We start from the raw sequence: 24,251 nt of genomic DNA on the forward strand, positions 1-24,251 counted from the left end.
CCCAATATCTTTGAACAGAAAGGCTATCTTTGTCAACTTTAAAGATTGTATATGGCCAAAACAAAATTTACAAAACAGCATTATCTGAAATGGTACGAAGACATGTTGCTCATGCGAAAATTTGAGGAACGTGCAGGGCAGTTGTATGGTATGCAAAAAATTAAAGGGTTTTGTCATTTGTATATCGGACAAGAAGCACTGGTAGCCGGTGCAATGACTGTTTTGAAACCCGAAGACAACATGATTACTGCTTATCGTGATCATGCTCATGCTTTAGGGAAAGGCACGTCAGCACGGGCAGTCATGGCGGAATTATATGGTAAAGCTACAGGTTGTTCCAAAGGCAAAGGCGGCTCGATGCATATGTTTGATAGTAAGAACAGATTTTTCGGCGGACATGGGATTGTTGGCGGACAAATTCCACTTGGTGCAGGTATTGCATTTGCTGAAAAATACCTCGGAACAAAAAGTGTAACGCTTTGTTACATGGGCGATGGTGCCACTCGTCAGGGTGCATTGCACGAAACATTCAACATGGCCATGACCTGGCAGATTCCTGTTATTTTTATTATTGAAAATAACAACTATGCAATGGGAACATCTGTGGAACGCACCAGTAATGTTACGGACCTTTATAAACTCGGATTATCCTATGATATGCCATCCGAACCGGTAGACGGGATGAGTGTGGAAGCAGTGCATGAAGCGGTTGAAAAAGCTGCTGAACATGTTCGATCAGGAAAAGGACCATATTTACTTGAAATGAATACCTATCGTTACAAAGGACATTCCATGAGTGATCCCGCGAAGTATCGTACCAAGGAAGAAGTGGAAGCTTACAAAGCGAAAGATCCTGTTGAAATGGTTTTGAAAACTATTTTGGAAAAGAAATATGCAACAGCTCAGGAGTTGGAAGCTATTCAAAACAGAGTAAAAGATATTGTTGAAGACTCTGTAAAATTTTCTGAAGAATCTCCTTATCCGGATCCAAGTGAATTGTTCCAGGATGTTTATGTACAATCGGATTATCCGTATATTCTAGAATAGAAATCAAGATCATCAGCAATTATTTAAATTTTAAATTTAAAAAAAAACAGAAGAATGGCTGAAATTGTCAGGATGCCAAAAATGAGCGATACAATGACCGAAGGTGTTGTCGCGAAATGGCATAAGAAAGTTGGAGATAATATTAAAAGTGGTGAGTTGGTCGCTGAGATTGAAACCGACAAAGCCACAATGGAATTTGAATCTTACCAGGAAGGTGTTTTGCTATATCGTGGTGTTGAGGAAGGCAAATCAGCTCCTGTAGATGGCATTCTGGCCATTCTTGGAAAAGCCGGTGAAGATTTCAAAGCGCTTCTCAGCGCTGAGCAAAGTAAACCTGCAGCAAAGCCTGCGGAACCTGCTGCTTCAACTCCAGCACCCAAAGCAGCACCTGCACCTGTGGTTGCGCCTGTCGTAGCGGAGAAACCTAAGCCTGCACCTGCGCCTGCTCCTGTTGTGAACACGGATGGCAGAATGAAGGCATCTCCTCTGGCCAAGAAACTTGCAAATGAAAAAGGCATCGACATCACACAAGTGATGGGCAGTGGAGAAAAGGGAAGAATTGTAAAACGTGATATCGACTGGTTCAAGCCTGGAATGATTTCAGCGTCTTCCGGAAGTTATGTTCCTGCCGCAGCGGTGACAACTGAAAGTTTTGATGAGATTCCGGTTTCTCAAATGCGTAAAACCATCGCGAAACGTTTGAGTGAAAGTAAATTCAGTGCTCCACATTTTTATCTGACCATGGAGCTCGATATGGACAGCGCTATCTCCGCAAGGGAATCCATCAATGCTGTAACCGGGTCAAAGATATCGTTCAACGATTTGGTGATAAAAGCCGCGGCATCCGCATTGCGTCAGCATCCGAAAGTGAATTCTTCCTGGTTGGGGGATAAGATCCGTACGAATCATCACATTCATATTGGTGTTGCTGTTTCTGTTGAAGAAGGTCTTCTCGTTCCGGTAGTTAAATTTGCTGATTCAAAAACACTTCGTCAGATCAATGCTGAAGTGAAAACATACGCGCAAAAAGCGAAGGATAAGAAACTCCAACCCTCAGATTGGGAAGGAAATACTTTTACAATTTCTAACCTGGGTATGTTTGGTATTGATGAATTTACTGCCATTATTAATCCACCGGATGCATGTATTCTTGCGGTGGGAGGTATTCAGCAAAAACCTGTTGTTAAAAACGGACAAGTTGTTCCCGGAAATGTGATGAAGGTAACATTGAGCTGTGACCATAGAGTGGTGGATGGTGTCGCCGGGTCTGAATTTTTACGAACGTTCAAAGGATTGCTGGAGAATCCGGTCATCTTGCTTGGTGAATCGTCTATTTGAAATAACACTAATGATATACAAAAGAAAAGGCCGGACATTCCGGCCTTTTCTTTTGTATATCATTAGTATAAATTTCAATGCGTGTAATTTACTTTGAGTGTAAAATTATATTCTTCAGACACACCTTTGATAATGTAGATTCCATTTGAACAACCGGACAATACTATTTTTTCAATCTCTCCCGGGATTAAGTTCAGAGGTAGACTTAGTATGATTCTTCCTGCTACATCATACATGCTTATGTTACCTGAAAAGGCTTTTGAACTATTCAAATACAATGATTCTCCTCTGATAAATCCAAAAATTTTATCCTGAGAATGATTGACATTGACGATCGAAGTCGTATTGTCCGGGCCATAAACAACAATCTCTTCTGTCTGAAAAGTATTGCCCTGATATGCTGCAACAAATCCCTTTCCATTTTGATCAATGATCAATTGCCCGTTATAAATATCCTGAGTGCTTAACAATGTGCCGGCATTCCATCCTGAATTCTCATCAGAATAGATCAGATTACCGGTATAAAAATTTCCGCTTACTTCATTTAAAACACAAGACGCGTTATTGTTTGAAATGAATAAGCTTCCTACTTCGGCACTGAAACCATTTGCGACATCCATAGCATTGCCAAAGGCGATTGCGCCCGGTGCTTTTTCCAGGTAATAAGCATGCACAGGAAATCCAAAGCCATCGTTACCGGAAACAAGCAGATGTACCGTAGAATCCGGAGTAACCACCATACTCGAAGAAAGGTCCTCTGCATTTGGAGAGCTTGGAAAATCAAAATTCCAATTTGAGCCTCCAAGACTGTCGTTGTACGCATGGTGAATTCGATAAGAACCAAAATTTCCTCCACGATAGACAATGTGTGCTACACCACCCGGTTGGATTGCGATTTGGGGAGCGGCGCCACTACCGAATGGTCCCAGCTGACTATTCACCAGTGTTTGAATATTCCAGGTTCCATTCCTGTTGTTCGCGTAATTAATTTTGTAGGTCCCGGCAGGATCTTCCAGGATCCAGGCCAGGTGAACGAATCCGACCTCGTCTAATGCTATTGATGGACTGAAATCATTTGTGAGGTTGTTGGTCACCTGTTCACGTGTCCAGCTGGTTCCGGTTTTGTGATAGAGAATGATTTCATTAATGGAATCTTCTGAGCAGGCGATGTAAGGAATTCCGTCCTGACCGGAAACAGCAAGGGTTGGTTCCGCGCTTGGGCCGATGCTGGCAGTGTCTTCAACTGACCAGGAACCATTTGCGGGATGTTTGAAATACAAAATCATCCATCCTGAAACGCTTTCCCGGACAGAAATCAAATGAATGTTATTCCCCGCGTCGATTGCAAATGACTGTCGGGAAATTTCATCACGTTCAACATTGTGTGTCAAAGTGTCCATTCTTGCACCGGACCATTGTGCGGAGCAAGTAATAGTAAATAGTAATAGTGCGAGGAGTAAACTTTTTTTCATGGGGTTGATTTAGGGGTGTATCAAAGTTATAAAAAAAAATCCCGCTACCGAAGCAGCGGGATTTTTCAAATCAATCCAGTAATATTAATCAACAATAAATCGGTGCATGCTTGTTCCGGATTCAGAACTCAAACGCATGAAATAAACACCTTTCGCGAAATGTGTTAAATCATAGCTGCGTTGTTGAATTCCGTTCACATTGCGAAGCATGTCGGTCTTCAGGATACGTCCTTGTGCATCCATGAATTCCAGGTTTACATTCGTTGAACGAGAAGCTGAAAGTTCAACAGAAACTTTGTTGTGAACAGGATTCGGGAAGATACTCACGTGATCAACCGCGGATACCGGGTTAATTCCAACATTGATAGTCACGTTAATAGTATCGGAATTAAAACAGCCATTCGCATCCTGAACAGTAACGAAATACACACCGTTTGCTGTAACAGTAATTGTTTGTGTGGTTTGTCCGTTGGGACCCCATGCATACAATACAAAACCTGCGCCGGCATCAAGTGTAGTGGAATCAGACGCAACTACATCCGGACCAAGATCTACGATCGGAAGGTCAGCAATAGCTGCTACTACCGGAGTACGTGTCTGACCTGTACAAACGTTTCCTGTTTGAGCATAGTAAGTAGTGGTCACAGAAAGGAATGGAATGCTGAATGTATTTCCAACAAACAGAAGATTTCCTCCACTTGCTGCATCAAACCAATAGATAGTATCGCTGCCAACCGCGCTGATAACAATTGGTCCGGGACCGCAACGCTGTCCGCCCAAACCGGATGGCGGGTTGGGTACGATGATGATATCATCGGAAGCGTTTATTGTATCATTATTGTTGTCGAGGTCGGCGCTGTAACCTGTGTATGCACTGATATTCAATGTTCCACCACCGAGAGTGTTTATAGTACCAAGAACGATAGTAACAGAACCACCAACAGGAATTGCAGATTGGATTGTATCCGTGAAAGTGTTGGTGATCATGCCGCTCAATTCAACTGTTACCGGAATGACGCTTGCAGGATTTGATCCATAATTTGTCACTTCAATCTCTACCTGTGCGGTTGCATTCTCGCAATCACCGTCATTTGGAGTGATGATCGCAGAAACGCCAACATCAAAAGGCTGGATGATTGAAAGACAAACTTCATCCGAAGCTGAGCAACCGAAAGTATTGGTTACTGTGACTGTAAAACAACCGGCAGTATCGGATGTGAATGTTTGTGTTGTGGTGTTTCCCGGAGTCCATAAATAAGAGCTAAAACCACTTCCCGCATCGAATGTGTAGGAGTCGCCCAAAACAACTGCTGTGTCATTTCCAAGACTCACTACAGGAACAGGAAGAACTGTTGCAACAGCAGCTGATCTTGATCCTTCGCAATTTCCTTTTGCAGAAACATAGTAAGTTGTTGTGCTGTTCAAAACAGGAGTGATAAATGGATTTCCGGTTCCAAGCAAAGTTCCGCCCGTTGCGGCATCATACCACTGAAGAGTATCAGAAGATACTGCAGAAAGACTTGCGGTTCCACCGGCGCAAATACTATCACCTGTCGCAACCGGTGCTGCAGGAATTGCCAACTGTACAATGGAAACATTGAGAGTGTCATTTGAATGAATGTCGTCAGTACTCAATGAAGTGTAGGATTTGAAGTTGTAAACACCACCTGCAGTTGTATTTAATGTAAATGTATAGGTGAGGGTATCGTTTGCGCCTGACTGAATAGTATCTGTATACTGCTGAGTAAAGCTGGTTGTAGCAGCTCCGGTGACTTCAGTAACAATATCGAAATGTGTTTCAGAATTGTCTCCAATGTTGTTAATGATCACGGTAACCTGAACGCTATCCGCACCACAAGCACCGTCAACCGGTGAAAGAATTGAAGCAACCAGCAAGTCGTGTCCGATTCCAATGTATTCATCAGCGCCGATATCCGGTGTTGTGCCATTGCGGGCTTCGCCATCGATATCATCTGTAACGGATGCAAGTGGAGTTCCATGATTATCCATTGCGACAGAGGAGGAGTGCAGATCGCTTGGAGAAAGGAAATTTGGATTCACACTCAATGAGTGTGTGTCTTTGGAAAATGCTGCGATCCAGTTTGACAACAATGCTTTAGATGCTCCATTGAATGATCCGACATTACTACCAGTAGTATAAAGGTTGTTGTAATCGGAAGCAGTAATCATGAAGGAAGCAGAGTCCGCAATCACATAGGCGAAACCACCACCTGTATTTGCAAGAATATTATTTTTTACGATCATTCCTGTACCGGCACCGTGCACAGATAAAGCAGTAGAAACAGAATTTGTTCCAGTCATGTTTAAGCTGTTATTCACGATATCATTGTAATCCATGTTAATGATGGAAATACAAGCGGAATCAGAAACCTGGATAAAGTTGTTGGATACGATACCATGAACTCCTGCCAGACCAGTACAGTCAATCATGTAAATACCTGTACCCGGTACGCCTGAAATCCTGTTTTTAGTGATCAACTGATTGCGTTGGCAACGATCAAGGTATATCGCCGAGTAACCAAGATAAGCAGTGGAGGATAAGAAAGTGTTTGCTTCAATATGCAAAACACCCTGATTGCTCATCTGGATACCTTTTGAATATTGATTCACAAATGAGTTGTTACTGATATTCAATCCATGCTCGAGGGAAACGGTATTGATTCCGTTCATGTAAATTCCAAGTGAACCATTTTTGATTACGTTATACGTGAAAGTATTCAGTGAATCATTGGTAGGGGAACTTGTGGTTGAATATACAATAGCCGACAAACTATTGGTTTGTGTATTTGCAGGACCTTCGAGAACACAATTGCTGATGGTATTGTTTGTTGCAGTATTGATGAATTCAATAACACGGCCGTAGGGCTGAATTCCACTTCTGCTCATAGTCAATTGACGGAAGGTGATATAATCAGCCCCGTTTAAACGGATCAGGTAATTGGTAGTTGTAAATGCAGGTTGGGAAGGATAAACCAGGGTGACAGCGGAACTATCACCGGATTCGGACTGGAATACAATGGTGTTAATGTCGCTGGCGCCATACACTTCGTCGATGACCGCCTGAGTAGTGTCAATACCATCGCGGATATTGAAGACCACCGGACCGCAAACACCGAACGAATTAAGAGCAGTGACTGCATCTGCAAAGTTTGCGAAATCAGGACTGGTTCCTCCAATGGTGTAGGTTCCACTGAGTTGAACACTCAATCCTCCATTCAGTGTAGAGTCATTGCTTGCGTCAGCATCAGCAGCTCCGTTAGGATCAGCAGTGTAAGCCTGCAAATCATAGGTATTTCCGGAAAGGAAAGTAAATGATCCAAGGTCTACAGTGTCAATGGCAGCGCTCAAAAGTGTGTCAGAGTAAGTAACAGATGCCTGGGCACTGCCATTCACTTTCCAGCCAACAGTGACCGAAAAAATGGTATCGGAACCATAATTCTGGATGACGGCTCTGACATTTTGAGAGCCGGGGCAAATCGGGCTGGTAGGTGTCGGGATTGAAATGGCACCGGCATCAGCTTGCGCGAATACAGATGGTCCCGAAAACAATCCCGCGACAATCATCAGGAAGGAGATTGCCTTGGAGGTAAAACGTTTTCTCATAGGTTATTTTTTTGGTTGATTTATTACTTGGATATAGAAAAAGCAAAGGTACACCACAAGCATACCTTACTCCCTTAAAAAACGGTAAAACTTATCAGGAAAGGAATGTTGAAAAACCTCTATGAAAAGTGAGTGTCAGGAAGGTCTGGAATCCTTTTCTGCTCCTGCATTTTGTTCCTTTTCTTTGTATTCATAGGTGATTTTCAAAGGCGGATTCTCAGTTTGCGACGGCAAATTTGTATTCTCAAAAGGACCATATTCAGGTTCATCCGCTTTTCCGTTTTCTTCATCAATTTCCCACTGAGATTTGGGACGTTGAGGACCTTCTTTACGATAATAAATTGCAGTGAACAATCCGGCAACGGAACCAAAGAAATGTGATTCCCAGGAAATACTCTGATCTATTGGTAAAATTCCCCAAACCATACTGCCGTATAGAAATGTTACCAGCATCGAAATTGCCATGAGTCTTGTGTCTCTTCGAAGTAAACCACTGAAAAAAAGAAATACCACAAAGCCGTAAATTAATCCACTGGCACCAATATGAGGTTCCGGTCTGGCTCCCAACCAAACCCAGAATCCCGTGAACAGCCAGATCATAACAATTACCCTTTGGGCAATACTACGATAGAAATACAATAATCCGGTGCCTACTACGATCAAGGGTAAGGAGTTGCTGAGCAAATGGTCTACACCGGCATGAATAAAGGGTGCTGTGAAAATACCCAGAAGTCCGTCGAATGTCCTCGGTATAATTCCCAATTCCACCGGTCTGAATTTAAAATAAGTTTCAAGTCCTTCAAGTAGCCACAGAAAGGCGACAAAAAGCAAAGGAAACAAAATGGCATGTCGGGTTGTAGTGCCTTTTGAATGATCCTCCATTACAGGAGTGAGGGGAATATTTTCCGGTATGTTCAAGTGAATGGTTTCTGTTTGTCAGTTTACCCTCGTTTGAAAAATATCAAAGATATTCAATCGCGGGGTTCATTTTCCTGCTTTCGTGCAGTTCTGGCATTGGATCACAAAGTGTATTTTTGTCAGCAAATGCATTCGGATTTCCTCGATACTTCCATTGAATTCCTCAAAGGAGTAGGTCCTCAAAGGGCTGAAGCACTCAAAAAGGAATTGGGCATCTTCACTTTTGGTGATTTGCTCCAGCATTTTCCTTTTCGATACGTCGACCGTACCAAGTTTTATACCGTCAGGGAAGTATCTGCCGAATTGCCATACATTCAGCTGAAAGGACAGATTAAAAGTCTCCTGATGAAGGGTGATAAACGAAGAAAATATCTCACCGGAAAATTCGAAGACGGAACAGGAAGTATTGAACTCAAATGGTTCCAGGGGGCAAAATGGATACTTTCTTCGGTAAAGTTGAATACGGATTATATCCTTTTTGGAAAGCCTTCTGAATTTAACGGACAATTCAACATCATTCATCCTGAGTTGGAATTAGCTTCTGAAGCCGCAACATCTGTCGCGTCTACTTTACAGGCTGTATATAATTCTACTGAAAAGCTAAAAGCAAAAGGACTTGACAGTAAAGCCATTCTTCGGTTGCAAAAAAACCTTCAGCTCATGTTTCCAAGCACTTTGCCTGAAACATTATCAGCAGATATTTTGCATCATCATCATTTGATGAGTCGAAAGGATGCCTATTCAAACATTCATTTTCCCGGAAATACTCAACTACAAAAAAAGGCGGAAGTCAGAATAAAATTTGAAGAATTGTTTTATCTGCAGTTGAAATTGCTCTCTCAGAAATTATTGCGAACAGAAAAATACAAAGGTTTTTCATTCGGAACAGTTGGCGACTATTTTAATAAATTTTATAAAGAATTGCTTCCATTTCCTCTTACTGAGGCGCAAAAGAGAGTGATCCGTGAAATACGACAGGATTGTGGCACTGGCAAGCAAATGAACCGATTGCTTCAGGGTGATGTAGGTTCGGGAAAAACAATGGTTGCACTCATGTGCATGCTCATCGCCATCGACAACGGCTACCAGGCGAGTCTCATGGCTCCGACAGAAATCCTTGCCAACCAGCATGCCGAAAGTCTTTCCTCGCTTTTGGGAGAATTGGGCATTCAGATCGCCTTACTTACCGGGTCCACAAAAACGGCTCAAAGAAGAAAAATTCATGAGCAGTTAAAAAACGGTACCATTCAGATTCTGATCGGCACACATGCGCTCATTGAAGATCAGGTCCAATTCAAAAAACTTGGATTCGTGGTTATCGATGAGCAGCATCGTTTTGGAGTAGAACAAAGATCCCGATTATGGACAAAAAGTCATCAGCCACCGCATGTTTTGGTGATGACAGCGACTCCCATTCCTCGTACACTTGCAATGACCCTTTATGGCGACCTCGATGTTTCTGTGATCGATGAAATGCCACCCGGAAGAAAACCAGTAAAAACGGTTCATCGTACGGACTCCCACCGTTTGCAGGTCTGGGGATTTTTGAAAAAGGAAATCGAAATGGGCCGACAAGTCTATGTCGTTTATCCATTGATTGAAGAATCGGAAAAGATGGATCTGAAAAATCTGCAGGATGGATACGATGCTATTTGCAAAGATTTTCCTGCACCGAAATACAGGGTCAGTATTGTCCATGGAAAAATGAAAGCTGCCGATAAGGATTTTGAAATGCAGCGCTTTCTCCGAAAGGAAACACATATCATGGTTGCTACTTCCGTAATCGAAGTTGGCGTAAATGTTCCAAATGCTTCGGTCATGGTAATCGAAAATGCAGAACGATTCGGGCTCTCACAACTTCATCAATTGCGTGGCCGCGTCGGGAGAGGAGCTGATCAATCCTATTGTATTCTAATGACCGGAAATAAACTGGGAAATGATGGCCGTCTCCGGATCAAAACCATGTGTGACACCAATGACGGTTTCAAAATTGCCGAAACGGATTTGCAGCTTCGGGGACCCGGCGATACTGAAGGTACCCGACAGAGCGGTATGCTGGATCTGAAACTTGCGGATATCTCAAAAGACCAGCAGATTGTAATGATGGCAAGGGATGCCGGAATCCAATTACTAAAAGAAGACCCTCATTTTCAGGCTCCCGGAAACCAGATGATTAGGGAAAAGCTGCATATGATCATGAAACGCTCCGGCAATTGGAGCCGCATCAGCTGATTCATTCGGGTTCTGTTATTTCATTCATAACTCTATCTTTGTGCCGGCCGCAGACCGGCTGCTGAATTTCTATGAAAATATCCTATAACTGGCTTAAAGAATATCTTCCGGTTACAAATTCCGTTGAAGAAACTTCTTATTTGTTGACACATTGCGGACTCGAAGTGGAGAATGTCGAGGCATTTCAATCCATGAAAGGCGGATTGGAAGGACTTTTTGTTGGTGAAGTTAAAACTTGCACTAAGCACCCCAATGCGGATAAACTCAGCCTGACTACTGTTGATACCGGTGACGGTGTTTTGCTGCCGATTGTTTGTGGCGCTCCAAACATCGCATCCGGACAGAAAGTGATTGTTGCAAAAGTAGGAGCAAAGCTTTTTCCTGTCAGCAGTGAACCGTTTGAAATAAAAAAGTCAAAAATCCGAGGAGAAGTTTCAGAAGGAATGATTTGTGCCGAAGATGAAATCGGTCTCGGAACTTCACATGCAGGTGTAATGGTCTTACCTGAAAACACCAGAGTTGGTATGACTGCAGCTGAGTTTTTCAAGGTGGAAAATGATCTTGTTCTGGAAATCGGACTTACTCCCAATCGCGCGGATGCTGCTTCACATTTTGGTGTTGCACGCGATCTGCATGCTGTGTTAATGAATAAGGCGATTGATACGAAACAAAGTGTTCCGGATATCATACGTCCTACTGTTAATCAATTTTCGATCGACAATAAAAATCTTCCCATCGCTGTTGAAGTCGCGGATGCGGAGGCTTGCCCGCGTTATTCCGGAATCACCATTAGTGGCGTGAAGGTGCAGGAAAGTCCTGACTGGCTAAAGAACAGATTAAAGTCAATAGGTGTTGGTCCGATCAACAACATCGTGGACATCACAAATTATGTGCTACACGAATGCGGGCAACCATTGCACGCATTTGATGCTGCTGAAATCAAAGGAGGAAAAGTAATTGTTCGTTCCGCAAAGGAAGGGGAGAAGTTTGTTACCCTTGATAACGTGGAACGAACTCTTGTTCCGGGAAACCTGATGATATGTAATGCTGAAAATGCAATGTGTATTGCCGGTGTGTTCGGAGGAATCGGTTCGGGTATCAAAGAGTCTACCACTTCGGTGTTTCTTGAAAGTGCGTATTTCAATCCTGCATCGGTGAGAAAAACAAGCAAGCATCATGGTTTGAAAACCGATGCTTCTTTCCGTTTTGAACGAGGTACTGATCCGGAAATAACCATTTATGCATTGAAACGTGCAGCCTTATTAATCAAAGAAATTGCCGGTGGAAAGATCAGTTCTGATATCGTGGATATTTACCCGACTCCGGTGAAGCCACATGAAATTAATCTCAACCTGGATTATCTGGATCGTTTTTCCGGTGATTCATTGGACAAGAGCAGAGTGAAAAAAATACTTACTGCTTTGGGTCTTGAGATTATTTCTGAAAATGAAAAGGAATTGTTGCTTCGTGTTCCAACTTACAAAGTGGATGTCACCAGACCTGTAGATGTAGTGGAAGAGATTCTCCGAGTGTACGGATACAACAACATTCCAATTCCTTCCAAGCTCAACATGTCTCTCCCGGCAATCGTCGATTTTGATCGCGACAGACTGATAAATAAAGTCAGCGATTACCTTGCCGGAAATGGTTTTAATGAAATTCTTTCCAATTCGCTTTCAAAATCACGCTACACGGAATTAGCAGGATGGAATCATGAGGAAAATGTAAAAATCATGAACCCGCTCAGTCAGGATCTTGAAATTCTGAGAAGGAACATGCTGTATACCGGTCTTGAAGCCATCGAATACAATCGTAACCGTAAGCATGCGGATTTGCAGTTGTTTGAATTCGGCAAATCGTATTCCAAAACGGAGACCGGATATTCCGAAACTTATCATCTCTCCTTATTTGCCACAGGTAAAAAAACTGAAGAAAGATGGAATGGAACTAATACGGCGCTGAGCTTTTATTTCCTTAAAGCTTATGTTGAAAATATTCTGGCTATCTGTGGAATTAAAGAGGGCAATCTGACTTCAGAGTTGTATTCAGATTCATTCTTGTCAAGCGGACTTACTTTCAGATCCGGAAATAAAACACTTGTTACTTTCGGTTCAATCCGGAAAAATCAGCTTAAGCCTTTCGATATTTCCAACGAAGTATTTTACGCTGATTTTGACTGGGATCGTTTGGTGAAACTAGCCGCGAAAAAACCGGTACAGTACACGGAGGTTTCAAAATTCCCTGTAGTCAGAAGAGATTTGTCAATGCTCATAGACAGACAAATGACGTATGCGCAGATTGAAGCCATAGCTTACAAAACCGAAAGAAAACTGCTGCGCGAGCTTCGTTTGTTCGACGTTTATCAGGGAGATAAAATCGAAGCCGGAAAGAAATCTTATGCCGTGACTTTTTTATTGAATGATGATGAACAGACGCTTACCGAAAAACAAATCGATAAGACGATGGAGAAATTGATGTCTGCTTTGGAAAAAGAAGCGGGAGCGATTATACGCAAGGCGTGATAAAATGAATTTGGTAGTTTCTTTGAATATATCTTTTATAAAATATTTCATCGATAATTATCAAACTGCAAAGGAATTCCCACAGGGGATTTCTCCATCAGCGCGATGACCTCCTGTAAATCGTCGATCTTTTTTCCGGTTACACGCACCTGTTCATCCATGATGGACGCCTGAACTTTTTTTCCGCTGTCTTTGATGATTTTTACGATCTTCTTTGCTGTGTCTTTATCGATACCCTGTTTTACCTTGATATCTTTTTTTACCATGTTGCCCGAGGCATAGATCTCTTTTCCGAAATCCAATGCCTGCGTATCCAAGCCTTGCTTCACCATGCGCGCGATGATAATGCCTTCGACTGTTTTCATGCGCATATCATTTTCTGTCAGCACATGAATCATCATTGTTTTTTTGTCCAGCTCAATGGTTGTTTTGCTATGATTAAAATCAAAACGTGTGGTTATTTCCTTGCTGGCAACATTAATTGCATTGTCGAGTTTTTGAACATCCGTTTTACTGACGATATCGAAGGAGGGCATTGTTGTAGAGTTTAGAGTTTAGAATTTAGAATTTAGAATAGCCTTCTGTGTGGACGAGTATGATTTTGTAAAGCTAATGTAAAATATTTTTCAGGAAGGAGAGTGGATCGTTTGGACTGAAAAATTAAATAATTCAGTGAGACTCATGGTCAGTTGTGTAAGGATTAATCTATTCAAATTCATTATCTTTGAAGTATGAAAAAAGTCTTACTGTTTCTCCTTGCATTTACTGCCGGATTTTTGCAATTATCGGCACAGTATCGTTTTGACAGGAATGATTCAATTCCGGTTCGGGTTGGGTCGTCACAGTTATTAAATCCCTGGACTGGTGGTATCAATTTTCCTTTGATGAGTGAAATTGATTTAAACGGAGATGGATTGCATGATATCTTCATGTATGAGCGAGACAATAATCGCGTTCTCACATACCTGAATAATGGTGATACATCGGTTGCAGCCTGGATTTATGCTCCTCAGTATGCAAAACAATTTCCTCCTATTAATAAGTGGGCTTTTTTATACGACTACAACTGCGACGGCAAAGCTGATTTGATGACTTTGTCTTCCGTATTGCCTTCGGGAATTGCTGTTTATCGGAATGATTTTACCATAGGCACCGGTTTGCAATGGACACTTGTGGATCCGTTTTTGGAGGAGCAGTTCGGGAGTATTACAACGAATGTATTTGCAAGTGGTGTGTCGTTACCTGCATTTTCTGATCTTGACAACGATGGGGATATGGACATTCTCGGGTACAATTCTGTACCTGATGGAAGAATCGTCTACCATCAGAATATGTCCATGGAGACCTATGGGAATTGTGATTCACTCAAATTTGTTTATGGATCAGGATGCTGGGGTAATTTCGCTTTGTTGATTGGCGGAACAAATTCTGTCGGTTGTTTTCATTGTCCCTGCCGTACTGCCGGTCCTCATGTTGAACCGGATGGCGCTGATCCGCTGGAATACAATCCTTCCGATGCGGCAAGAAGGGACGATACTATTTCCAGTATATTTCCGATAGATCTTGATGGTGACGGTGACAAGGAGTTGCTTGTAGGAGACATCTCTTCGCAGAACACTTTGATGGTTCATAACGGAGGAACACCATCCTCAGCCGAGATGGATACAGAGGATATTGATTTTCCCTCAACAGATGTATCTGCATTTTTTAACGGCTTTCATTTTCACGCTTACATTGATCTGAACAATGATGGTAAAAAAGATTTAATCGTTATGCCTGATGAATATGAAAATCTTCACGGCTTGTGGTGGTACAAAAATTCAGGAACAAATTCAAGTCCTGTTTTTCATTTTCAGGGCGCTTCGTTTTTGCAGGACAATACCATCGATGTAGGTGAGAATGCAAGTCCTGTATTGGTTGATTACGATAATGATGGATTGTTGGACATTGTCATGGGCTCCAGTGCGTATGAGAATACATCGCTCTCTTATAAAACAAGTTTGTATTTGTATAAAAATTCAGGAACAACTACGCACCCTTCTTTCGATTTGATTACAAATGATGTGGCGAACATCAGCTCCCTGAATTATACCGCTCCATTGTATCCGGCATTCGGTGATTTGGATAATGATGGCGACAAGGACATGATACTTGGAACAGATGACGGAAAACTGCAGTACTTCAACAATGCCGGTGGTGCAGGCAATCCTTCTAATTTCCAGTTGGCCGTTCCAAACTATATGGGAATTGATGTCGGTGGTTCAAGTACGCCGCAAATTGTCGATCTCGACCGCGACGGAAAACTTGATCTCGTTATAGGAGAGAAAAATGGTTTCGTCAATTATTATCAGAATATTGGTACAATTACCAGCGCGTTTTTTTCAAACCTACCCACCAACGATACATTGGGATGTATCATTCGCCAGGCTTCAGGTTTCCCGGATGGGTATACTACGCCATATGTTTATGATACTTCCGGAAAGTACAGACTCATGGTTTCCAACATGGCAGGGAATGTATATATGTATGGAAACATTGACAATAATCTCAATGGTTGTTTTACACTTCTTGATTCAGTATATCATCCGGCAGAATCCAACCGGATCAAATACAACCTCACAGTGAGTGGAGGAGATCTCAACGGTGATAACCTTTCCGATCTGATTATCGGTCATGCCACCGGCGGAGCACATGTTTTCTATATGCACGATCCGTTTGTTTCTGTTCAGGAAGTAAAAAATGTTCGTCCATCATTCGAGGTATTTCCAAACCCGGCTACTTCTGAAATACGTTTGCGGTTTTATCACCTCAATCCTGATGAGAATTCAAGTGTTCGAATTTTCAATAGTCTTGGAAAAGAAGTTTATTTCTCCAGTGCGCTCAATGGAGATCTTGTTGTGGAAATTTCTTCCTGGTCGGCAGGAATGTATCTGCTCCAACTGAACAGTAAGGACGCGAGTATCAGCAGGAAATTGTTTGTGACAGGAAACCGGTAAGCAGTTTAGTTTTCGCTGAGAAGAATAGCGGCTAGATTTTTCGACTGTTTGCGCAATTCAGGTACAGCTGTGCTTTCCCACAATTTTCCTTTTAACAAAGAACCAAGCACGAACAACTGTGATGACGGAGTATTGTCTTTTTGAATGATCTGACCCTCTGAAGTTGCGTGTACGCCGAGAAACATTTCATCAGGAGAAATGATTTCCTTTTTCAGAAGATTTTTGAAAAGTTGTGAATCAAATTTGCGGATATCCGTTTGAGGTCCGGTGCAATTGATGACACGCGCGACACGAAGCGTTTCTTCTGTCTGGCTCTTTCTGCGTTTTATTTTAATAGCGAGCTGGTTGTTTTCATCATACACTTCCAGAATCCTTCCTGCGATAATTTCCAATCGTCCTTCTTTGATCAGATCCTGGACCTGGTTATGAATATGTCCGGGTAAACGGTGACGCGCGACGCCCCAAAGATGGCGTACATGGGACATGAAGCGTTGTTTATCTTTCAGGTCTAATGATTGCCAGATCTCCTGCGTTTTTGAACGAACAGCATCCACAACAGTTTCTCCGCTTTCTCCGTGTTTCCAGGCTTTGCGTACATATTTGCGAAACAGTTGTACGAGTTTTTCAAGTTCATAGGGTGGGGCGAGTTCATCCAGGATTTCACGCTGAGGATGATGCGGACGATGAGCAAGGATATTAAATCCCTTCGGTGAAAGCGCGTAAATTTTATTACTGAATTTTTTTTCCTGCAATCCAATCACAACGTCCACCATAGTGAGACCTGTTCCGATAATGAAAACAGGTGCGGAACCATCCAGACCAAGAACAGCATTTTCCGTCCAGGGGTTTGGAAAATACTTTGGATTCGAAACAATGGTTTTGTCGTTCAACGCGCTGTGACCGGGCAAGTGGTTACCTGTTGCAATCACAACTTTGTGCGCAAGTACAGAAGTTCCGTCGCTGCAAAAAATCCGGTAATGATCACCTTCTTTTTGCATGTCCGTCGCTTCCGCGTGAGTGAAATATAAATTTACCTGATTCGGAATGTGCAGTAAAGCATCATGATACACCTGCGATAGATATTTGCCATAAATATTCCTTGGCAGATACAGAAATGGAAGCTGCTCTTTTGGATAGGAGGAACAGAGATCGGATTGTTTGCACCAGTTGACAAAATGATCAGGCTCATCCGGAAAAGCACTCATATTCCTTGCTTCTACATTCAGTACATGCTCGTCGGAATAAGTATCGTATGCAATTCCTTTGGCGAGCAGATCCGTATGATGGACCAGTGTGATGTGTAAAGGAGATCTGGCTGTTTTTAATAAATGAATCAATGTCATTACACCGCAGAAGCCTCCGCCGATAATCGCGACGTGAAGTGCATGGTGTGCCGGGTTTTGGTTTGTTGAAGGGCTCATAAGCTCAAAAAAAATCGGTAAAATGTCCTTTAATTATTTTTTTTACTTTTTGGCCTTTTTACCGTTGGGTTGAGTGATGACGAATGTACTAATTTATTGTGGGGCGCTTATTTTTTTTCCATTAAATTTAATGATATGCAACCTGAAGAATCACTTCATTTGACAATGAGAAAAATCAGTTTCCTGAAATAAAAACTGAATTCTGAATTAATCGTGTAGAAATCAAATAAAAAGTTCAAAAAAAAAGCTGCCTGTAAGGGCAGCTTTTTTACAATTCAAATTATTATGCATTTACCTGCGAACGGATGATATTCAATGCTCCTCCTGCTTTGAACCATTCGATCTGGTTTTCATTGTAGGTGTGATTCACATTGAATTGTTCACTCGTTCCGTCTTTGTGATTCAAACGGATGCTTAATTGTTTTCCGGGAGCGAAAGAAGTGAGGCCAACAATATCGATGCTATCGTCTTCGCGGATTTTATCATAATCAGATTTGTCAGCGAAGGTAAGCGCGAGCATACCTTGTTTCTTTAGATTTGTTTCGTGAATCCGGGCAAATGATTTTACGAGGATTGCACGTACACCGAGATGTCGCGGTTCCATGGCAGCATGTTCACGTGAAGAACCTTCGCCATAGTTTTCATCTCCGACAACGATAGTTCCGATACCGGCTGCTTTGTACGCACGTTGAACAGCAGGAACCGAACCATACTCTCCGGACAGTTGATTTTTAACTGAATCTGTTTTTTCATTAAAGGAATTCATCGCTCCGATCAACATATTGTTGGAGATGTTGTCGAGGTGACCGCGGAATTTCAACCATGGTCCTGCCATGGAGATATGATCTGTAGTACACTTTCCTTTTACTTTTATCAGAAGCTTTAATCCGTTCAGGTCCGTTCCTTCCCATGGACGGAAAGCGTCCAGTAATTGCAAACGTTCAGAAGTAGGGGAGACCAGCACCTGAACTTTACTTCCGTCGCGTGCGGGTTCCTGATAACCGGCATCTTCAACCGCATAACCATTGGCAGGAGCTTCCAAACCTTCAGGAGCTTTCAGTTTTATTTTTTCTCCCTTTGCATTTGTAAGTGAATCGGTCATCGGATTGAAAGTAAGATCTCCGGCGATCGCGAGTGCGGTGACAATTTCAGGGGAAGCAACAAAGGCATGTGTATTCGCATTTCCATCATTACGTTTTGCAAAATTCCTGTTGAAGGAAGTGATGATGGAATTTTTTCTGTTCGGATCAGAAGTATGTCGTGCCCATTGTCCGATGCATGGACCACATGCATTTGCAAGTACAACACCACCCATTTTTTCAAACGTTCCGAGGAAACCATCGCGCTCAACAGTAAATCGTACCTGTTCGGAGCCCGGTGTAATGGTGAATTCCGATTTTGCTTTGATACCCGCGTCAACTGCCTGCTTTGCAAGTGAAGCTGCACGCATGATGTCTTCGTAGGATGAATTCGTGCAAGAACCAATAAGACCAACTTCAAGGGTAGCAGGCCATCCGTTGTCTCTCACTGCCTGCGCGAATTTTGAAAGCGGCCAGGCCAGATCGGGAGTAAATGGACCATTGATATGCGGTTCGAGTTCATCGAGATTTATTTCAATGACTTCATCAAAATATTTTTCCGGATTTTCATAAACTTCTTTATCCCCGCGAAGATGTTCGGCCACAGCGTTTGCAGCAGTTGCGATTTCAGCTCTTCCTGTTCCGCTGAGATAATCAGCCATTTTTTTATCGTAACAGAAAATGGAAGTAGTCGCTCCGATTTCAGCACCCATGTTGCAAATAGTTCCTTTTCCTGTACAGGAAAGACTGTCGGCACCCGGACCAAAATATTCAAGGATTTTATCGGTACCACCTTTTACAGTGAGTACACCGGCTACTTTCAGAATAACATCTTTCGCGGAAGCCCATCCGTTCAATTTGCCTGTGAGTTTTACTCCGATCAATTTAGGAAATTTCAATTCCCATGGAAGTCCTGCCATCACGTCGCATGCATCCGCACCACCAACTCCGATCGCGATCATTCCAAGCCCACCCGCGTTCACGGTGTGAGAATCAGTTCCGATCATCATTCCACCCGGGAAAGCATAATTTTCGAGGATTACCTGGTGTATAATTCCTGCACCCGGTTTCCAGAATCCGATTCCGTATTTATTCGAAACGGAAGCGAGAAAATCATAGACTTCCTTATTCTTGTCAAGAGCTGTATTTAAATCTTCAACGGCACCGGTTTTAGCCTGAATGAGGTGATCGCAGTGCACCGTGGAAGGTACAGCGACTTTCATTCTTCCGGCTTGCATAAATTGTAACAAAGCCATTTGAGCGGTTGCATCCTGCATGGCAACACGATCAGGGTTAAAATCAACGTATGATTTACCGCGTTCAAACGGTTTGGCTGGCATCCCTTCAGAAAGATGGGAGTAGAGAATTTTTTCGGTCAGCGTCAAAGGACGTCCTGTCAATTTTCTTGCTGCTGCGATGCGCTCACCCAGGTGAGCATATACAGCTTTTACCATGTCAACATCAAAAGCCATTTTTTTCTTGTTTTTATGGCTGCAAGTTACAAAATATGGAAGGGATTAGACTGATTATTTTATCGGGAAATTTTGTGTCGGTAAATGTGGAGGAATTAACTCATTGATTTTCCATCGTTCCAAATAACCTTCCGGCTTTGTTTTAATAAAATCTTTCGATCTGTTTTGTAAGGAATCGTTTCATATTTCAAACCAAATCTTTCCTGGCAGACTAATTTTGTATTGTTCATGAAGGAAGATCCGATGCCACAACGATACTTAAGGAAATACTATCAAATGCGCGGAAAGGTTTTCACGGTTACTTTCCTCTTGTTCCAGCTGGTATTTTGCTCTATTCTGCTTTACTATATTCTTAAAAAACAGCAAGTGAATCTTGACTTCCTTGGTCAGATTTTCAATTAATTACTGAAAATATCTGCATTCAGGCATTTCGGAATAATATCCAGAAACTTACAGTTTCCTTTGTAGCCAATTTAGCCGACAAAGCCGTTTTATGTTCAATTTGACCCTGTTTTTCCTGATGTTGAATAAACAAATTCACCGGTTCTTACTTCTGCAACAAAAGAGAACATCTTGAGGGATCGTCCAAATCGGATGAAACGTATCCAAGAGAAAATATTTTCATGCAAGAAAATTACTCTTCCTCTTCTTTTTTTCAGGAAAAACCCCGCAAAATATTCGGGATCCCGGAAAAAACTGTTTACCGTATCGGTGTATTCGTTTTTTATATCCTGTTGTTTTTTGCAATCAGCTTATTCTCAAAGAAAGTGCAATTGCCACAAAATGAGCCTTATAGCACTAGCCTGAGTACGGATAAACACTGATTTTTTGGTTTTTCGAGGTTTTTAAAGGACGGTAGAAAATACCGTCAACCCTTTTTATAGGCAATTTTAGACCCTAAATGCGTTTTTAGCTTAAATTGGAAATTACGCTGCTTATTCTATCTTTGCACGCTCAAAAAAATTACCTGTTTACTTATTAATTAAACTACTTCATTATCCATGCAAAGCAAAGGCGCTGTAAAGTTATTTGCGATTCTTCTGGCTCTGGTCTGTTTGTACCAGCTTTCGTTCACGTTTATTACACGGGGAGTTGAGAATGACGCAAGAGAATACGCAAACGGAGATCCGGCGAAGGAAAAAGCCTACCTCGATTCGATCAACACCCAGCCGGTGTACCCGCTACTCGGTCTCACTTACAAGAAATGTAAGGAAAACGAAATCAACCTCGGTCTTGACCTGAAGGGTGGTATGAACGTAACGATGGAAGTTTCCCTCGTTGACCTCATCCGTTCAATGGCCAACAACAGCAATGACGGTACTTTCAACAAAGCACTCGCGAATGCTCAGGCCGCTCAGGCGAATAGTCAAAAAGATTTCGTGTCCTTGTTTGTGGATGAATTTCAGAAACTCGATCCGAACGGAAAACTTGCCGCCATCTTCGCGACAAAAGAACTTCAGGATCGTATCAATTTCAATTCGACAAATGCTGAGGTAAAAGCAGTGATTCAGAAAGAAGCTAACGCCGCTTTCGATCGTACTTACCAGATCCTCAAAACACGTATCGATAAATTCGGTGTAACACAACCGAACGTACAAAAACTTGGCAATGGACGTATCCTCGTCGAATTGCCTGGTATCAAAGAACCGGATCGTGTACGTAAACTTCTTCAGGGAACAGCGAAACTTGAATTCTGGGAAACATACGACAACCGTGATTTGTATCCGATACTGGAGCAGGCGAACAATGCGCTCAAAGCAATTGTAAGCGCTGATTCGGCTTCCCTCGCCAACGCTAAACCAATTATCACTGATTCACTGAATCTGAACACAGATACATTGAAATCAGCTAGTCTTACCAACGATACCGCAGCAGCTGATACAACGAAAAAAGATCTGATGTCGCAGCTTTCTGCTGACAAAAAAGATTCTGCTTCGCAGGACACAACTAAGGCCGGACAATCATTTGAACAGTTCGCTAAAGACAACCCTCTGTTTGCTGTTCTTTCTCCTGCGGTTCAGCCGAACGAAAAAAATCAGAACGAATTACGCAAAGGTCCGGTTATCGGTTCCTCTTTTGTAAAAGATACTGCTACCGTGAATCACTATCTCCAGATGGAGCAGGTGCGTTCTAAATTCCCTCGTGAATTTAAAGCGCTTTGGTCAGTTAAGCCAATCGATAAAGAAGGCAAGGTTGTTCAGTTGGTTGCGATCCGCATGCCCACCCGTGATTTCCAGGCTCCACTCGACGGTTCTGCTGTTGTGGATGCACGTAAACAAAAAGGTCAGTTCACCGACAACTGGGAAATCAGTATGACGATGAATGCGGAAGGTGCACGTGTGTGGAAGCGTTTGACGCATGACAACGTAAATAAATCCATCGCGATCGTTCTTGATGAATATGTATATTCATTCCCGAATGTAATCCAGGAAATCGCCGGAGGTAGTTCAAGTATTACCGGAAACTTTACACTGGAAGAAGCGGATGACTTATCGAATATTCTGAAAGTAGGTAAACTGCCTGCACCTGCACGTATAGTAGAGGACACTGTTGTTGGACCGACTCTCGGACAGGAAGCGATTAATTCAGGATTGTTATCCTTCGTGATCGCCCTCATCCTTGTGTTGCTGTTCATGGTATCTTATTACAGCAATGCGGGTCTTATCGCCGACGTAGCACTTTTCGCCAACGTATTCTTCATCATGGGTATCCTTGCTTCACTCGGAGCGGTACTCACACTGCCGGGTATCGCGGGTATTGTACTTACGATCGGTCTCTCCGTGGATGCGAACATCCTGATCTTTGAACGTGTTCGGGAAGAGCTTGCACTTGGTAAGGGTATCCGACTCGCGATCAGCGACGGATTCAAACACGCGTATTCTTCCATCATCGACTCCAACATCACAACACTTATCCTTGGTATTATCCTTTACGTATTTGGTACAGGTCCGATCCAGGGATTCGCAACGACGTTGATTGTAGGTATCCTTACCTCACTTTTCAGTGCGATCTTTATCAGCCGTCTGATCTTTGACTGGATGCTTGGAAGAAACAAAGAAGTTCGTTTCTGGAACAACGCGACAAAAGGTGCTTTCAAAAACATCCACATCAATTTCGTTGAAAAGAGAAAGATTTATTATGTGATTTCAAGTTCTATCATCATTCTCGGTATCGTAGCCTTCATGATGAAGGGTCTCAATTTCGGGGTGGATTTCCAGGGAGGTCGTACTTATGTGGTGCGTTTCGATAAGGAAATTCCTACTGTACAGGTGATCGACGCTTTGAAAGGACCACTGGCAAAATCACCGGAAGTGAAAACATTCGGTGCATCCAGCCAGGTGAAAATCACCACTACTTATCTGATCGATGATCAATCTATTGATGCTGAACAAAAAGTAAGTGATAAACTCAATGAAGGACTGAAGGCCATTCCGGGTTATACCTACAAGATTCTGAGTTCTCAGAAAGTAGGACCAACAATTGCCGATGATATCAAGTCTTCCGCGGTGTGGGCCATACTCGTAGCATCTATCCTTATGTTTATCTACATCCGGATCCGGTTCAAAAAATGGCAATATGGTTTGGGTGCGGTAGTCGCTCTCTTGCATGATGCGATTGTGGTACTGTCCTTCTTCGCTATTTTCAATGGAGTTCTTCCATTCTCACTCGAAATAGACCAGGCATTCATCGCCGCGATTCTGACGGTAATGGGGTATTCCATGACAGATACTGTCGTGGTGTTTGACCGGATACGAGAATTCGTAGGTGTACACCACCATGCGGCCGATCAGAAGAAAGTCATCAATGATGCCTTGAACGCAACCCTCAGCCGTACTATCAATACTTCCCTTACGATCTTCTTCGTACTGCTTGCGATCTTCATTTTTGGTGGAGAAGTAATCAGAGGATTTACCTTTGCATTGTTGATCGGTATCGTCATCGGAACTTATTCCTCTATTTGCATTGCGACTCCGATTGTGGTTGATTTCAGCAAGAAAGAGCCCAAGGCTTAATCAATAAAATTCGATAATACCTGAGGCCCGTAAGCGTAAGCATACGGGCCTCATTGTTTTTAAGGAGGTTTCTGAGGGTAATTGTTAAAGGTTTTTAGAAATCATTGATTTCTCAGC

At 42.6% G+C, this 24,251-nt stretch carries 12 protein-coding genes; 6 read left to right on the plus strand and 6 right to left on the minus strand.

The genetic code is table 11. The features are described from left to right. Nucleotides 1-51 precede the first annotated feature (51 nt). Together pdhA and IPP86_10080 are read left to right on the plus strand one after the other, a co-directional pair. On the plus strand, nucleotides 52-1,047 hold the full coding sequence (gene pdhA, locus IPP86_10075; GenBank protein ID MBL0138863.1) for a pyruvate dehydrogenase (acetyl-transferring) E1 component subunit alpha: 996 nt from the start codon (nucleotides 52-54) through the stop codon (nucleotides 1,045-1,047). Between the two features lie 54 nt (nucleotides 1,048-1,101). Next, the gene (locus IPP86_10080) at nucleotides 1,102-2,385 is read left to right on the plus strand and encodes a pyruvate dehydrogenase complex dihydrolipoamide acetyltransferase (GenBank protein MBL0138864.1); all 1,284 of its coding nucleotides are present in this window, start codon (nucleotides 1,102-1,104) and stop codon (nucleotides 2,383-2,385) included. 74 nt (nucleotides 2,386-2,459) lie between these two features. Here the strand turns inward: IPP86_10080 and IPP86_10085 are convergent, their stop codons facing one another. From IPP86_10085 to IPP86_10095, 3 genes are all read right to left on the minus strand, one after another. After that, nucleotides 2,460-3,857: a hypothetical protein gene (locus IPP86_10085; protein ID MBL0138865.1), complete on the minus strand. Its 1,398-nt coding sequence runs from the start codon at nucleotides 3,855-3,857 to the stop codon at nucleotides 2,460-2,462. A gap of 84 nt (nucleotides 3,858-3,941) precedes the next feature. Continuing rightward, complete coding sequence (locus IPP86_10090) at nucleotides 3,942-7,481, minus strand: T9SS type A sorting domain-containing protein (GenBank protein ID MBL0138866.1); 3,540 nt, start codon at nucleotides 7,479-7,481, stop codon at nucleotides 3,942-3,944. A gap of 135 nt (nucleotides 7,482-7,616) precedes the next feature. After that, a complete protein-coding gene (locus tag IPP86_10095; protein MBL0138867.1) occupies nucleotides 7,617-8,399 on the minus strand; it encodes a rhomboid family intramembrane serine protease in 783 nt (260 codons plus the stop codon). 126 nt (nucleotides 8,400-8,525) lie between these two features. Here IPP86_10095 and recG point away from each other — a divergent pair, with 126 nt between their 5' ends. After that, complete coding sequence (gene recG / locus IPP86_10100) at nucleotides 8,526-10,631, plus strand: ATP-dependent DNA helicase RecG (protein ID MBL0138868.1); 2,106 nt, start codon at nucleotides 8,526-8,528, stop codon at nucleotides 10,629-10,631. A 71-nt stretch (nucleotides 10,632-10,702) separates the two neighbouring features. Continuing rightward, nucleotides 10,703-13,153 carry a phenylalanine--tRNA ligase subunit beta gene (locus tag IPP86_10105; protein ID MBL0138869.1) on the plus strand — a complete coding sequence of 817 codons (2,451 nt, stop codon included), beginning with the start codon at nucleotides 10,703-10,705 and terminating at the stop codon, nucleotides 13,151-13,153. Nucleotides 13,154-13,200: 47 nt separating this feature from the next. On the opposite strand, the gene IPP86_10110 is transcribed toward IPP86_10105, so the two are convergent. Further along, nucleotides 13,201-13,689 carry a YajQ family cyclic di-GMP-binding protein gene (locus IPP86_10110; GenBank protein ID MBL0138870.1) on the minus strand — a complete coding sequence of 163 codons (489 nt, stop codon included), beginning with the start codon at nucleotides 13,687-13,689 and terminating at the stop codon, nucleotides 13,201-13,203. 195 nt (nucleotides 13,690-13,884) lie between these two features. Here IPP86_10110 and IPP86_10115 point away from each other — a divergent pair, with 195 nt between their 5' ends. Next, entirely contained in the window at nucleotides 13,885-16,149 is a 2,265-nt protein-coding gene (locus tag IPP86_10115; GenBank protein MBL0138871.1) for a T9SS type A sorting domain-containing protein, read from the plus strand. Between the two features lie 5 nt (nucleotides 16,150-16,154). Here IPP86_10115 and IPP86_10120 read toward each other — a convergent pair whose 3' ends face one another. Both IPP86_10120 and IPP86_10125 read right to left on the minus strand, forming a co-directional pair. Next, nucleotides 16,155-17,570, minus strand: coding sequence for an FAD/NAD(P)-binding protein (locus tag IPP86_10120; protein MBL0138872.1), 1,416 nt, complete (start codon nucleotides 17,568-17,570; stop codon nucleotides 16,155-16,157). A gap of 283 nt (nucleotides 17,571-17,853) precedes the next feature. Continuing rightward, the gene (locus IPP86_10125) at nucleotides 17,854-20,121 is read right to left on the minus strand and encodes an aconitate hydratase (protein MBL0138873.1); all 2,268 of its coding nucleotides are present in this window, start codon (nucleotides 20,119-20,121) and stop codon (nucleotides 17,854-17,856) included. 1,001 nt (nucleotides 20,122-21,122) lie between these two features. Here IPP86_10125 and secDF point away from each other — a divergent pair. Continuing rightward, nucleotides 21,123-24,134: a protein translocase subunit SecDF gene (gene secDF / locus IPP86_10130; GenBank protein ID MBL0138874.1), complete on the plus strand. Its 3,012-nt coding sequence runs from the start codon at nucleotides 21,123-21,125 to the stop codon at nucleotides 24,132-24,134. The last annotated feature ends 117 nt before the right edge of the window (nucleotides 24,135-24,251 follow it).

It is taken from the genome of Bacteroidota bacterium, from assembly GCA_016720935.1.
Lineage (GTDB): Bacteria > Bacteroidota > Bacteroidia > AKYH767-A > 2013-40CM-41-45 > JADKJP01.